The organism is Streptomyces cinerochromogenes (assembly GCF_014648635.1).
In the GTDB taxonomy this organism is placed as follows: domain Bacteria; phylum Actinomycetota; class Actinomycetes; order Streptomycetales; family Streptomycetaceae; genus Streptomyces; species Streptomyces cinerochromogenes.
In genome coordinates this window covers 131,482-145,027 of sequence record NZ_BMRM01000013.1, presented here as the reverse complement: position 1 = coordinate 145,027, position 13,546 = coordinate 131,482, and the positions used below count along the sequence as shown (strand labels likewise).

14 protein-coding genes are annotated in these 13,546 nt (G+C 72.1%); 10 read left to right on the top strand and 4 right to left on the bottom strand.

The genetic code is table 11. From position 1 onward, the window contains the following. Nucleotides 1-233: 233 nt before the first annotated feature. Nucleotides 234-1,472: a PP2C family protein-serine/threonine phosphatase gene (locus tag IEZ20_RS24860; protein ID WP_189302731.1), complete on the bottom strand. Its 1,239-nt coding sequence runs from the start codon at nt 1,470-1,472 to the stop codon at nt 234-236. A 295-nt stretch (nt 1,473-1,767) separates the two neighbouring features. Between IEZ20_RS24860 and IEZ20_RS24855 the strand changes: the two genes are divergently transcribed. Then, nucleotides 1,768-2,325, top strand: coding sequence for a pyridoxamine 5'-phosphate oxidase family protein (locus IEZ20_RS24855; RefSeq protein ID WP_189302494.1), 558 nt, complete (start codon nt 1,768-1,770; stop codon nt 2,323-2,325). A gap of 159 nt (nt 2,326-2,484) precedes the next feature. On the opposite strand, the gene IEZ20_RS24850 is transcribed toward IEZ20_RS24855, so the two are convergent. Then, nucleotides 2,485-3,135, bottom strand: coding sequence for a GntR family transcriptional regulator (locus IEZ20_RS24850; protein ID WP_189302728.1), 651 nt, complete (start codon nt 3,133-3,135; stop codon nt 2,485-2,487). Between the two features lie 140 nt (nt 3,136-3,275). Here IEZ20_RS24850 and IEZ20_RS24845 point away from each other — a divergent pair, with 140 nt between their 5' ends. From IEZ20_RS24845 to IEZ20_RS24825, 5 genes are all read left to right on the top strand, one after another. Further along, nucleotides 3,276-3,707: a VOC family protein gene (locus IEZ20_RS24845; RefSeq protein WP_189302492.1), complete on the top strand. Its 432-nt coding sequence runs from the start codon at nt 3,276-3,278 to the stop codon at nt 3,705-3,707. Between the two features lie 296 nt (nt 3,708-4,003). Beyond that, a complete protein-coding gene (locus IEZ20_RS24840; RefSeq protein ID WP_189302490.1) occupies nt 4,004-4,747 on the top strand; it encodes a dienelactone hydrolase family protein in 744 nt (247 codons plus the stop codon). A gap of 184 nt (nt 4,748-4,931) precedes the next feature. Continuing rightward, entirely contained in the window at nt 4,932-5,708 is a 777-nt protein-coding gene (locus IEZ20_RS24835; protein WP_189302488.1) for a HEAT repeat domain-containing protein, read from the top strand. Continuing rightward, on the top strand, nt 5,702-6,715 hold the full coding sequence (locus tag IEZ20_RS24830) for a HEAT repeat domain-containing protein (protein WP_189302486.1): 1,014 nt from the start codon (nt 5,702-5,704) through the stop codon (nt 6,713-6,715). The genes IEZ20_RS24835 and IEZ20_RS24830 overlap by 7 nt, the downstream gene beginning before the upstream one ends. Before the next feature lie 108 nt (nt 6,716-6,823). Then, nucleotides 6,824-7,321, top strand: a complete 498-nt coding sequence (locus IEZ20_RS24825; RefSeq protein ID WP_189302484.1) for a hypothetical protein — start codon at nt 6,824-6,826, stop codon at nt 7,319-7,321. Nucleotides 7,322-7,482: 161 nt separating this feature from the next. Here the strand turns inward: IEZ20_RS24825 and IEZ20_RS24820 are convergent, their stop codons facing one another. Beyond that, on the bottom strand, nt 7,483-8,373 hold the full coding sequence (locus IEZ20_RS24820) for a helix-turn-helix transcriptional regulator (RefSeq protein WP_189302482.1): 891 nt from the start codon (nt 8,371-8,373) through the stop codon (nt 7,483-7,485). 263 nt (nt 8,374-8,636) lie between these two features. Between IEZ20_RS24820 and IEZ20_RS24815 the strand changes: the two genes are divergently transcribed. The 4 genes from IEZ20_RS24815 to IEZ20_RS24800 all read left to right on the top strand — a co-directional run bounded on the left by IEZ20_RS24815 (nt 8,637) and on the right by IEZ20_RS24800 (nt 11,966). After that, nucleotides 8,637-9,653: a zinc-dependent alcohol dehydrogenase family protein gene (locus tag IEZ20_RS24815; RefSeq protein ID WP_189302480.1), complete on the top strand. Its 1,017-nt coding sequence runs from the start codon at nt 8,637-8,639 to the stop codon at nt 9,651-9,653. A 115-nt stretch (nt 9,654-9,768) separates the two neighbouring features. Beyond that, nucleotides 9,769-10,179, top strand: a complete 411-nt coding sequence (locus tag IEZ20_RS24810) for a (R)-mandelonitrile lyase (protein ID WP_189302478.1) — start codon at nt 9,769-9,771, stop codon at nt 10,177-10,179. Between the two features lie 195 nt (nt 10,180-10,374). Continuing rightward, nucleotides 10,375-11,646 (top strand): multidrug effflux MFS transporter, encoded by a 1,272-nt coding sequence (locus tag IEZ20_RS24805; protein WP_189302476.1) that lies wholly within the window; start codon nt 10,375-10,377, stop codon nt 11,644-11,646. 86 nt (nt 11,647-11,732) lie between these two features. Further along, nucleotides 11,733-11,966: a DUF2255 family protein gene (locus IEZ20_RS24800; RefSeq protein WP_189302474.1), complete on the top strand. Its 234-nt coding sequence runs from the start codon at nt 11,733-11,735 to the stop codon at nt 11,964-11,966. Between the two features lie 108 nt (nt 11,967-12,074). Here IEZ20_RS24800 and gltX read toward each other — a convergent pair whose 3' ends face one another. After that, nucleotides 12,075-13,448 carry a glutamate--tRNA ligase gene (gltX, locus tag IEZ20_RS24795; protein ID WP_229896264.1) on the bottom strand — a complete coding sequence of 458 codons (1,374 nt, stop codon included), beginning with the start codon at nt 13,446-13,448 and terminating at the stop codon, nt 12,075-12,077. Nucleotides 13,449-13,546: the final 98 nt, after the last annotated feature.

The following is a 13,546-nucleotide window of genomic DNA, read 5'->3' as shown; positions in this document are numbered from 1 at the left end:
CCCGGTGCCGTCCCGGTGGGCGTGGCGGTGGCCGTGATGGTGGCCGTGGGCGGGACGGCGGCGGTGTCAGGATGTCGGCGAAGCGGGTGTGACGACCTTAGCGAAGTACGATGCGGAGGCCCGCCGTGTTCCTGTGGAAACCCCCGAGGGTGTCGCGGAACCAGCTTCCCCCCGCACCCCGGCACCTACCGCCGTCGTCCACGGACTCCGCAGACGGACGCACCCGCCACCGTCTAGAGACGGACGACGATCAAAGCGATGTCGTCCCGTCCTCCGTCCGCCACGCCGAGGCGGGTCAGCAGGGTGTCGGCCAGTTGTTCGGGGCCGGCACGGGCATGGCGGGCGAGCGTGCCCGTGAGCCGGTGCAGGCCCGCGTCGATGTCCTCGTCGCGGCGTTCCACGAGCCCGTCGGTGTAGAGCACCAGGGTGTCGTCCGGGGCGTAGGGAAGCGCGGCCTCGGGGCGCGGGGTGTGGCCGAAGGGGACGCCCAGGGGAGGATCGGTGGCCTGGTCGAGCAGGACCGTGGTGCCGTCCGGCCGGGACAGGACGGGCGGCAGGTGGCCGGCGCTGGTGTAGGTGATGTGCCGGCGGCGGGTGTCGACGACGGCCTGGACGGCGGTCGTGGCCAGAGCGCCCTCACAGGTCCGGGCGTACAGGCTCACGACGTCCATCGCCTTGCCCGGTTCGTGGAGGGCGCGGACGGCGGCGGACAGGGTGCTGCGGAGCATGCCCATGACGGCGGCGGCCTCCAGGCCGTGGCCGACGACGTCACCGACCGCGACGGTGAAGCGGCCCTCGGCCAGGTCCACCACGTCGTACCAGTCGCCGCAGACGTTGAGGGAGCGGGCGGCGGGCATGTAGCGCACGGCGATGTCCTGGTGCCCGGCCAGGTCGGGGGAGTGCAGCATGGCCTCCTGGAGGGTGAGGGCGGTGCGGCGCTCCCGGTTGTGTGCCTCGCGGAGTTCCTCGTTGAGGTGCTGCAGTTCCTGCGCGCGGGAGTACAGCTCGGCTTCCACCGTGGCCCTGCCACAGCCGGAATCCTGCGGTCCGGCGTGCGCGGGGCGGGCCAGCACGAACTCGGTCATGTCCTCCACCCGGTGGATGATCCACGCGACCTTTCCGTCGGGCCCCAGGACGGGAGTGTTGATGGGCGACCACCACTTGGCCCGGAACACTCCGGGACGGCCGGTGACCGGGACGTCGTACTTCTGCACCGCCATCGTGTCGGGCTTCTTCGAGTGCAGGACCCGTTGCAGGGAGGCGGTCAGGTTGCGGACACCGTCGGCTCCGGGGTCCGCCGGGTTGTCGGGGTGGACGTCGAAGATGTACCGGCCGATCAGTTCGTCGCGGCTGCGGCCCGTCGCGTGCAGGTACGCCTCGTTGACCTCGGCGACCACCAGGTGGGGGTCGAGGACCAGGTAGGGGCTGGGCGTCACGGCGAACAGCGCCCGGTAGTCGATCTGCGGTGTGATCACATGCGGCTCCCGTCCCGGCGCCGGGTGTCCTCACAGAAAGTATGCGCCTGACCGTGAGCGGCGGATCGCTGCCGCTCCGCCGTGCGGCTCACGCGGCAGACTCCTCTGCCGGCCACCGACCGCAGGGGGTGATCGCGTCACGCAGTGTGACACCGGAGCCCGGTCCCCACCGATGTCCCCGGCTCCCTCAGCCGGAGTGGAGCACCCGTCAGACGATGTGAGCGTGTCGGGCCGTGGAGTGATGATGTCGGAGGGGGCCGGAGGTCACTGCAGGAAGAGAGGGAGATCCGCTATGGCGGCACAAGGCCCCGCGACTCGGCCCACGACCGAGTTCGACGCCCGCTACAGCTCCGCGACCAACCCCCGCCCGGGCGCCGCGGACGCCACCGCCACCGAGTGGGCCGAGGCCCGGCGACAGCTGGAGGCAGCCGAGATCTTCTGGGTCTCCACGGTGCGGCCGGACGGCCGGCTGCATGTCACCCCGGTCATCGCCGCCTGGCACGACGAGGTGCTGTACTTCGCCACCGGCCCGGGTGAGCAGAAGGCGAGGAACCTCGCCCACCACGCGCAGTGCGCGCTGACCACCGGGGGAAACGCGCTCACCGCAGGGCTCGATCTGGTGGTCGAGGGCACGGCGGAACCCGTCGCCGACCCGGTGGTCCTGGAGGAGGTGATCGCGGCCTACGAGGCGAAGTACGGGCCGCACATCACGTCCCCCGAGGGCACGTTCCACGGCATCGGGGACGCGTTCCGGAGAGGGGACGCGGTGGTGTTCGCGGTGGCCCCGGCCACGGCGTACGGCTTCGGCCGCAACGGCGGGGTGTACACGCACACCCGGTGGACGTTCTGAACGCCGTCCACCGCTCGCGCCTGCGCGTCGTACGGCTTACGGCCGAGAGGTCCTCCACACCTCTGCGGGGCGCTGGTGCCGACGACGATGTTCTCGCCGCCGTTGACCTTGGTGCCGGTGCGAAGCCCTCTCGGGCCCCGGCCGTCCGTGGTGGCGGGCTCAGTCCGGCTGTGTCGTGCCCCTGACCACGTCCACCGCGTGGCGTCGGTGTACGGCGAAGAGGTCGAGCGCGGCGCCGGCGTCGCGGGCGCGCAACGCGGCGACGAGCTCCCGGTGCTCGCTCGGAATGCGCTCCAGGTAGTCCCCGGTACTGTGCCCGATCCGGGTCAGCAGGAACAGGTGGACCTGACACCGGATGCCGTTCCACGCGTCGGTGAGGCGCTGGTGGCCGGTGGCGGCGAACACCGCGTCGTGGAAGGCGATGTCGCAGCGCACCATCTCGTGCGCGTCCACGGCCCGCTCCATCATCCCGGCCGCCTTCGCCAGCGAGGCGAGATCCTCGTCCGAGGCCCGTGCGACGACCAGACGGACCGCCAGGTCCTCCAACGCGCTGCGGAGACTGTCCAGTTCGTCCACGTCCGTCGCCGACAGCGTGGTCACCGTCGTACCCCGGTGCCAGGCGCAGTGGACCAAGCCCTCGCGTTCCAGCAGGCGGAGAGCCTCGCGGACCGGGCCCCGGCTGACGTCCATGTCACCGGACAACTCCACCTCGCGCAGCTGCGCGCCGGGGGCGTACGTCCCGTCGAACACGGCCTCCCGGATGCGGTCCGCGACCTCCTCGGCCAGACCACGGCGCCGGGCCGGAGCCACACGACCCCGTTCGCTCAACCTGCCCACCTCCCCGATGAGCCGACGTTAACATTCACTTCGTTGTCGGAATGTCAACATTAGGACAAACGGCGGGGGCGGGGACCACGACCTCTTCGCCTGCCACCAGGAAGGCAGTTGCCATGACCGTTCTCGACTCGCCGATCCCGCGCTTCCACCTGGCCGTGCCGGTCGACGACCTGGCAGCCGCCCGCCGGTTCTACGGCGATGTACTGGGCCTGGAGCAGGGCCGCAGCGCGGACACGTGGGTGGACTGGAACCTGCGCGGCCACCAGTTCGTCACGCACCTCGCCCCCGAGCGCGGCCCGCGCGTACACAACCCGGTCGACGGACACGACGTCCCCGTGCCGCACTTCGGGCTGATCCTCACGATCGCCGAGTTCCACAGGCTCGCCGACCGGCTGCGCGCAGCGGGCACCGAGTTCGTCATCGAGCCCCATGTCCGTTTCGAGGGCCGGACGGGCGAGCAGTGGACGATGTTCCTCCTCGACCCGGCGGGCAACGCCCTGGAGTTCAAGGCGTTCGCCGACGACTCGCAGGTCTTCGCCGCCTGACTGGCGGCCACCGCCGCACTCCTGTCGCACTTCTGCCGTACTCCTGCCCCGCGACCCGGTCGGGCCGCGGGCGCGGTGAGGGGACAGCGACGAGCCTTTCGAGGGACTAGGTTGGGGGGATGACGACCGGGACGGCATTGCGCCACACACGGATCGGTGACCCGGTGCTCTCCTGAGCGCCGTACGGGCCCCCGGGGGCCCGGTGTCCGACAGAGGATCCCGCGCCGCCGCCGCGCGGGATCCGCCTCCGTCGTGTTGATCACAGGCTGAACACATCAACCACGACAGGAGAGTTCATGCACACCACGACGCTGCTGATCCCCACCGCGGACGGCCGGGCGGACGCCTTCGCCGCGTTCCCCGACCACGACGAGCGGCACCCCGGGGTGCTGATGTACGCGGACGGCTTCGGCATCAGGCCCGTACTGCGGGAACTGGCCCGCGAACTGGCCGGGCACGGGTACTACGTGCTCGTGCCCAACCTCTTCTACCGGCACGGCCCGGCGCCGGTGATCGAAATCCCCGACCACATCGGAGAGGAGGACAGGCCCGCCGTCTTCGCCCAGCTGATGCCCCTGATCGAGGCGCACACCACCGAACGCGTCCTGCGTGACGCCGAGGCCTACCTCCGCTTCCTCACCACCCGGCCCGAGGTCAGCCCCGGACCGGTCGCGGTGACGGGCTACTGCATAGGCGGCCTCCTGGCGATGCGCACCGCCGCGGCCCACCCCGGCCAGGTGGCCGCCGTCGCCGGGTTCCACGGCCCCGTGGGCGCCGACGAGCCCGACGGCACCCACCGCCTCCTCTCCGGGCTCACCGCCCGCGTCCACCTCGGCCACGCCGAAACCGACATGACGCCCGAGGCCCTCGGCCGGCTCAACAGGGCCCTGGACACCGCGGGTGTCGACTACACCTCCGAGATCTACCCCGGCACCGTCCACGGCTTCACCATGGCCGACACCGACGCCTTCGACCCCGCCGCGCTCCAGCTCCACTGGGACCGCCTGCTCCCCCTCCTCGACCGCACCCTCACCGGCTGACGCGTCGTCGGGCCGCACTGCGCCCGAGGGCGCGTACCGGGCGGCCCGCGCGGCGGACATCGAGGCTTCGGCGCCGCCGTCACGGTCCGGTGGAGCGGGCCGGAGTCCACGCGGTGCACCGACGCCCCTCGGCGACCGTTCGGGACCGGGCTTGACCTTGACACGTTGATAAGGTGTGCCCTGGGTGCAGGAGGTGGTCCCGATCAACACGACTGACGGAACCCCGCGGAACACCCGCACAACCCACGCCCTCAGCGCGAAGGACTCGTCGGTCCGGCTACAGGCGGCCCTCGCGGCCGGCTCGGACCCGCACCCCGGCTTCCTGGAGACCCTCGTCGAACGGTGCGCGGTCGAGCCGGACTTCTTCGTTCGGGACATGCTGTCCTGGGCGCTGACCCGCCTCTCGCCGGAGCTCACCCTGCCCAGGATCCGCCGGGAACTCGACTCCGAGCGCGCTCAGGCCCGCAGCCAGGCGTTGCACACGCTCTCCAAGATCGGCGACAGGAGGGCGTGGGCCTGGATCACGCGCGACCTGCTGCGCGACAGCGACGACGAGGTCGCGCGGACCGCATGGCGCGTCGCGGTCGCCCTCGTGCCGGACGACGAGAAGGAGGACCTGGTCGGTGAACTGGTCCCGCAACTCGGGCGCGGCGACCGCGAGACGCGGCTGAGCCTGAGCCGGGCCCTCGTGGACCTGGGCGACGTGATCAAGCCCGCCGTGCGGAAGGCGGCGGCGCATCCCGACCCGGCGGTGGCCTCGCACGCTCGTGCCACCGAGCTGCTCCGGCAGAACCCGGAGACCGGTTTCGACGCGGCTGTCGAGGAGGCGAAGCGAGTCGTCGTACTGGGCCCGGAAGGAGCCGCTGCCGCCGCCTCGGCCGCGCCGGGATCCGCCGGGACCACGAACGCCGCGAACGTCACGGAGGACGCCGCGAACGCCACGGAGGCTGCGGATTGCTGATCGGTGAGGTGGCCCGTCACTCCGGGGTGAGCACCCGGATGCTCCGGCACTACGACGCCCTGGGACTGGTGCGACCGACGGGCCGTACCGTCGGCGGCTACCGCGAGTACTCCGCCGAGGACGTCCGCAGGATCTTCCACGTGGAGAGCCTGCGGTCCCTCGGGCTCTCCCTCAAGCAGATCGGGCGTGCGCTCCAGGACCCGGCCTTCACACCGTCGGCCCTGGTCGGCGACCTCATCCGGTGGACGGAAGACCGCTTGCGGCGGGAACAGGAGCTGCTGGAGCGGCTCCGCGCCGTCGATGCGTCGGAGCCCACCGGCTGGCAGGACGTTCTGCGCATCGTCGAACTCATGCAGGGGCTCAACTCGACCAGCCCCGCGCGCAGACAGCAGGCCGTCCTGGCCCGGCCGGAGGGCGTGCCGGTTCCCGCCGAGCTGCTGGCCCAGGCGGTCCTGTCGGAATCCGATCCCCATGTCGCGGGCGCGCTGCGCTGGGCGCTCGCCCGGTCGGACGGCGACAGCGTGGCGGCACTGGCCGCCGGCATGACGTCGGAGGACGTCGGCGTCCGGCGGCGGGCGGTGCTGGCGATCGCCGGGATGGCCGATACCCCGGGAGCGACCGCGGTGCTCGCGGACGCACTCGGGGACCCGGACCCGGCGGTGCGCGGGCAGGCCGCTCTGGCGTTGGGCAGGCGCGGCGTGACCGCGGCCGTGCCGACCCTCGTCGGCATGGTGGCCGAGGGTTCCCACGACGTCGACGCGGCGGAGGTCCTGGGAACGCTGTCCCAGGACCCGGGGTGTGCGGACCGGATCAGGACCGCACTGGTCGGGCAACTCGCAGCGTCCACGGCGGACTCCGCGACGCGGATACGCCTGACCCAGGCGCTGGTCGAGCTGCCGGGGGACACCGCGCTGGCGGTCCTGCGCCAACTGGCACACGACGACGACCGCGTTGTCGCCCTCGTGGCCTCGGCGTTCGTCGGAGTTCTCGGCAAGCGCTCCTCGTGAACGGGCGAGTTCACGACCGGACAACGGTTTCCTCACGAAGTCTCCCCGGTTGTCATCGGCGTGCCTATGCTGCTGTCCCGTTCAAGGCACCGCCATCCCGGGGGGATCGTGACCGACGCGTCCATGTCCAAGCCGGCGCTCAAGCGCTGCACGGTGTGCCGCCAGCCGGTGGCGAGGAAGAAGCTCGTCCTCGCCGCGGACGGACGTCCGGTGCACCGCGCCTGCCACTCGCCTGCGGCTCGCCCGTCGGCCCGCCCGGCGGCTCCGTCGTCCGGTCTCATCCGGGCACCGAAGGACATCAGCCGCGCCGAACTGCTGAGAAGGATCGAAGCGCTGCGCAAGCGCGATGCGAAAAAGAAGCCGACGGTCGCCAAGAAGGCCACGGTCGCCAAGAAGCCCTCAGCCGGCCAGAAGCCGCAGACCGCCAAGAAGCCGCAGGTCGCCAAGGTGTCGCGGGGCGCCAAGGTGCCGTCCGCCGGTCGCCCCGCTGCGTCGGCGTCGTCACACCGCGGCAAGGGGGCGGTCATCCCGCCCCAGCCGTACTACGGCGTGGAGATGAAGTTCATCAACGGCCGGTGGGTGCAGATGCACCCAGACTCCGAATAGCAATCCAAGCCGCCTGCCGGTGGGTGGTGCCGTCGTCGCAGGCGGGGCGATCGGCGGGGCCCTCCTCGCCGACCCGCGGGAGGCGGCCGCCGGGCTGGACCTGCTGCGCGAGCCGAGACGGGTACCCAGCCCACCCCGGCGCGCTCCGGCGCGCCGGGGTCTCAGGTGGCGGGGTGCCGCGCTCCCCGGCCGGCGCTCTCGGTGGCGGCCAGGGAGGCGAGCAGGCGCAGTCCCTCCTCTGACGGGGAGCCGGGCTCGGCGGTGTAGACGGTCATGTGGAGTCCGGGTTCGGCGGCCAGGTCCAGGGACTCGTAGGCGAGGGTGAGGTCGCCGACCGCGGGGTGGTGGAACCGCTTGGTTCCGGTGCCGTGGCGGCGGACGTCGTGGGCGCCCCAGCGGGTGCGGAACTCCGCGCTGCGGGTGGAAAGCTCCCCGATGAGGTCGTGCAGGTCCTTGTCGTGGGGGTCGCGGCCGGCCTCACGGCGCAAGATGGCCACCGCCATGTCCCCGAACAGCTCCCAGTCCGGGTAGAACCGGCGGGAGGCCGGGTCGAGGAAGTTGAAGCGGGCCAGGTTCCGCTGGTTGTCCGCGCCGGCGAACAGGTCGGCGTAGAAGGCGCGGGCGAGCGGGTTGGCGGCCAGGATGTCCAGTCGGCCGTTGCACACGACCGCGGGCCCCGCTGTGATGGCGTCGAGGGTCCACTGCAGGCTGCGGTGCGGGGTCCAATGGCGGGTGGTGGGACGGCGCCGGGGGCGGGTGAGGGCGTCGGAACCGTCGGCGGCCTGGGCCAGGTGCAGCAGGTGGGCGCGTTCGGCGTCGTCCAGTTGCAGGGCGCGGGCGACGGCTTCGAGGACGCCGGGGGAGGCGCCGGCCAGGTTGCCCCGCTCCAGTTTCGCGTAGTACTCCACGCTCATGTCGGCCAGCGCGGCGACCTCGCTCCTGCGCAGACCCGGCACGCGCCGTCGGGACCCGGCAGGCAGGCCGGCCTGCTCCGGGGTGATCTTCGCTCGCCGCGAGGTGAGGAACTCGCGGACCTCCTCACGGTTGTCCATGCCTCCGACCGTACGGCCTGCACGCCCCCGGAGGGATGTACCGGCAGTACACCTTTCGCTGGTGACTCGCTGGCCGCCGGGATGCGCGGTTACCTGGAGCAGAGGCACTCCCCGAGGCGGCACCGCCGCCCCGCGGGATACCCGGCCGGCAGCGTGCGAAGGACAGCGGCAGCCTGCCTTCCCCCCGGCTCCTACCTGCATACACCCAGCTGCCCGGGCCGCCCCCCAGACCCCGGCCCCCAGCGAACCGGAAGGACTTCCCCATGCGCGGAGCAGTGATCCACGCCCCCGGCGATGTGCGCTTCGAGACCCTGGCCGACCCGAAGATCCTGATGCCGACGGACGCGATCATCCGTACGGCCGTCACCTGTGTCTGCGGCTCCGACCTGTGGCCCTGGCGCGGCCTGGACGCGACCGACGAGGCGCACCCGATGGGCCACGAGTACGTCGGCTTCGTCGAGGAGGTCGGGGCGGAGGTCACCTCCGTCAAGCCCGGCCAGTTCGTCGTCGGCTCCTTCGCGACCTCGGACAACACGTGCGCCAACTGTCGCAACGGATGGCAGTCCAACTGCCTGAACCGCGAGTTCATGAGCACCTGCCAGGCCGATTACGTCCGTATCCCGAACGCCCAGGGCACGCTGGTCGCCACCGACGAGGTGCCCGGCGAGGAGTTCTGGCCCGGCCTGCTGGCCGTCTCCGATGTGATGGGCACCGGCTGGTACGCCGCCGACGCCGCCGAGGTCAGGCCCGGATCCACCGCCGTGGTCGTCGGTGACGGGGCGGTCGGCCTGTGCGCCGTGATCGCCGCGAAGGAGAGGGGCGCGGAGCGGATCATCGTCATGAGCCGCCACGAGACCCGCCAGCGACTGGCCCGCGAGTTCGGCGCCACCGACATCGTCACCGAGCGCGGCGACGAGGGCATCGCCCGGGTCAAGGAGCTGACCGGCGGCATCGGCGCCGACTCCGTCCTGGAGTGCGTCGGCACCGCCCAGGCCATGCAGCAGGCCCTGCACTCCACCCGCCCCGGCGGCAACGTCGGCTTCGTCGGCGTACCCCACGAGGTGCGGATCGACGGCCAGGAGCTGTTCTTCTCCCACGTCGGCCTGCGCGGCGGCCCCGCCCCCGTGCGCCGGTACCTGCCCGACCTCATCGAGCGCGTCCTTTCCGGCCGTATCGACCCCGGCAAGGTCTTCGACCTCACCCTGCCCCTGGAGCAGGTCGCCGAGGGCTACAAGGCCATGGACGAGCGCCGCGCCATCAAGACCCTCCTCAAGCCCTGATCCCACGGTTCCCCCGGCGCGACCGGCCGGGACACGCCGTCGCCCCCGCGAGCCGGGGAGCGAGCGGCCCGGGCGTGCCCGCGCACGCATGACGATCACGAAGAAGGAAACGACCTTGCAGATCACCCGGAGCTCGATCAACACCGTCAAGGGGCCCGCCGACTGGTTCACCGGAGACGTGTACATCGACGCCGTCGCCGCCGCGCCCGAGCCGTCCCGGGTCACCGCCAACCTGGTGCACTTCATGCCCGGCGCACGCACCCACTGGCACCGCCACCCGCTCGGCCAGACCGTCTTCGTCACCGAGGGGATCGGTCTGTGCCAACGCAGGGGCGGACCGATCGAGGTCATACGGCCCGGTGACCGGGTGCTCTTCGAGGCCGACGAGGAGCACTGGCACGGCGCCGCGCCGAACCGGCTGATGGTCCACCTGGCCGTCAACGAGAGCGATGCCGACCACGACGTCGTGCACTGGCTGACCCCGGTCACCGATGAGGAGTACGCCGCCGCCCCGCCCATCGCCTGACACCCTCCGCCGCCGGCGACCGTCTGCTCACCGCCTCCGTCCGGCGCGGAACGGTGACGAGCAGTACTGCCTCCAGGGCGGTCCGCACCCAGGCGGGCGCCCCGCCCGTGGATCGCCGGCCCCGGCGAGAGCGGTACGCCCGCTCGCCGGCCCCGTCTCCCCACCGTCTCCCCACCCCTGTTCGATCGGAGCTGTGTGACCGTCCCCGTGAACCCGAGTGTGCCGCGCGAGCGGACGGTCGGCCGTGCCCTGGCCGTCGTTCTCGCCCTGCTGACCGTCTTCGGGCCGATCTCGATGGACCTGTACCTGCCGGTGCTGCCCGCGCTGACCGGCGAGCTGCACGCGTCGACGTCGTCGGCGCAGCTCACGGTCACCGCCTGTCTGCTCGGCCTGGCGTTCGGGCAGGTGGTGGCGGGGCCGCTGTCGGACCGGTTCGGCCGGCGCCGCCCCCTGCTGGCCGGTGCCGTCGCCTACGTCGTCACCTCCGCGCTGTGCGCCTTCGGCCCGAACGTCGAGTCGCTGGTCGCCGCCCGCTTCGTGCAGGGCCTGGCGGGAGCGGTGGGCATCGTGATCGCCCAGGCAGCCGGGCGTGACCTGTACTCCGGGGGCAAGCTGGTCCGCTACTACGGCCGCCTGACCGTCATCGGCGGACTGGCCGCGATCATCGGACCGGTCGCGGGCGGCCGACTGGCCGCCTTCACCGACTGGCGCGGCATCTTCCTGTTCCTCGCCCTGCTCGGCGCCGTGATCCTCCTGGCCTGCCTCACCGTCTTCCGCGAGACCCTGCCACCGCGGGAGCGCACGCGTGGCGGGCCGGCCCGGAGCGGGCGAGACGTCCGACGGCTCCTGTCCGACCGGCTCTTCCTCGGCGCCGTCCTGATCACCGGCTTCGTCAACGCGGCCCTGTTCGCCTACCTCAGCGGCGCCACCTACGTCCTGCAGGGCATCTACGGCCTCTCCCCGCAGGGCTATTCCTTCGCGTTCGGACTGAACTCGGCGGGTTTCATGGTGTTCGGCTTCATCGCGGGACGCCTGTCGGAGCGGTGGTCGGAGAAGGGCACCCTCGTCCTCGGCCTGGCGATGACCCTGCTCGGCGCGGGCGGGCTCCTGGTCACCGCGGCGCTGCACCTGCCGCTGGCCGCGATGGTGCTGTCCCTGCTCACCATGGTCAGCGGCGTGGCCGCCACCACCCCGCCGTCCACCTCGCTCGCGCTCGCGCACTACCCCGGGATCGCGGGTACCGCGTCCTCGCTGCTCGGCATGGCACGCTTCGCGTTCGGCGGGCTGTCCGCGCCGCTCGTCGGACTCGGCGGCGCCGGCACCGCCGTCCCGCTCGGCCTGGTCACCCTCGCCTGCGCCGCCCTCGCAGTGACCGTCTACGCCCTCTCCGTCCGCCCCCACCCCCGGGAGGCCGAGCACACCGCCGCCCGCGGGCGGCCCGTCGACCGGGTGACGGCCGCGTCCTGACCCGTCGGCCACGCGCGTGGCACCAGGCAGCAACTCAGCGACGAGGCACCGAGCACCCGCCCCCACCACCGGAAGAAGACCAGCCCATGACCACGTGGAGCCCCGAGACGCTGGCGCGGATCGCCGGCGCCGACGAACTGCGCCTCGCACCCCGCCGCGACGACGGAACACTGCGGGCGCCGACCACCATCTGGGTCGTGCGCGACGGTGACGACCGGTACGTCCGCTCCTGGCGCGGCACGGCCGGCACATGGTGGAACACCGCCCGCACCCACCGGAGCGGCCACATCAGCGTCGGCGGCGTCGAGACGTCACCGTGAACGGGCCTCACCCCCGAAACCCTGAACGGCCGCCGCCGTGCACCGCGACGGGTTCCGCCCGCCGATCCAGGGGCCTGGCCGACGCGGGTGCAGGTCGGCTGACAGTGGCTATGCCGGCGTGGTCAGCTTCTCGGCCGCGGCGTCCAGACGGGTCAGCACGCGGTCCCGGCCGAGCAGTTCCATGGACTCGAACAGCGGGAGTCCGACCGTCCGGCCGGTGACCGCGACCCGGACGGGTGCCTGGGCCTTGCCCAGCTTCAGCCCGTGCTTCTCTCCGACGGCGAGCAGGACGGCCTTCAGGTCCTCGGCCTGCCACTCCCTGACAGCGGCCAGCCCGGTGCGGGCGTCGGACAGGATGTCGCGGGCCCCCGCCTTCATCGCCTTGTTCCAGGACGCCTCGTCCTCGACCGGCTCGTCGAGGAACAGGAAGTCGACGTAGCCGGTGATCTCGGACAGCAGCGCCAGCCGGGTCTGGGCCAGCGGCGCGGCTGCCTCGAAGACGGCCCTGTCGAACGCCTCCGGCCGCCAGGGCGCGTACGGGGGTACGAGCCACGGCACGCAGGCGGCGGCGAACTGGGCGGCCGACAGGGCGCGGATGTACTCGCCGTTGAACGCCGTCAGTTTCTTCACGTCGAAGAAGGCGGGGGCGGTGTTGACGGCCTCGATCCGGAAGAGCTGCTCCAGTTCCTCGTACGGCCTGATCTCCCGGTCGTCACCCGGGCCCCAGCCGAGGAGCATGAGGTAGTTCACCAGTGCCTCGGGCAGGAAGCCCTCGGCGAGGTAGTCCTCCAGCGCCACCTTGTCGCGGCGCTTGGACAGCTTCTGCCGCTTCTCGTTCACGATCACCGGCAGATGAGCCCAGACCGGCGGCTCGGCACCGAGCGCCTCCCACAGCAACTGCTGCTTCGGCGTGTTCGACAGGTGCTCCTCGCCGCGGATGACGTGCGTGATGCCCTCTTCCAGGTCGTCCACGACGTTGGCGATGAGGAAGACCGGGGACCCGTCGCCACGGGCGATCACGAAGTCCTCGATCGCGCTGTTCGGGAACGCCGGCTCACCACGGACTACGTCGGCCACGACCGTCTCGCCCTCGTCCGGCGTCCGGAACCGCAGCGCCCGCCCCTCCTCGTAGCCCAGCCCTCGGTCGCGGCAGTACCCGTCGTACCCGAGGTGCTCGGATCCCGTGCGCTCCTTCAGCTGGTCCCGTGTGCAGTCGCAGTAGTACGCCCGGCCGGCCGTGAAGAGCTGCCGGGCCGCCTCCTGGTGCCGGCCGGCGTTGTGCGACTGGAAGTACGGCCCTTCGAAGGCGGGGTCCTCTTCGTGGATCCCGATCGCCGCGAGCGCGTTGACGATGCCGTCGACCCACTCCGGCTTGTTCCGGGCCGTGTCGGTGTCCTCGATCCGCAGGACGAACGTGCCGCCGGACTGTCGGGCCACCGCCCAGTTGTAGAGAGCGGACCGGGCGCCACCGACGTGGAACATGCCGGTCGGGGACGGGGCGAAACGAACGCGGACCGTGGCAGTGGACATGCGCCCCAGCGTACAGACGCCGGACCACCGTCCCCACCGACCGTGGTCCC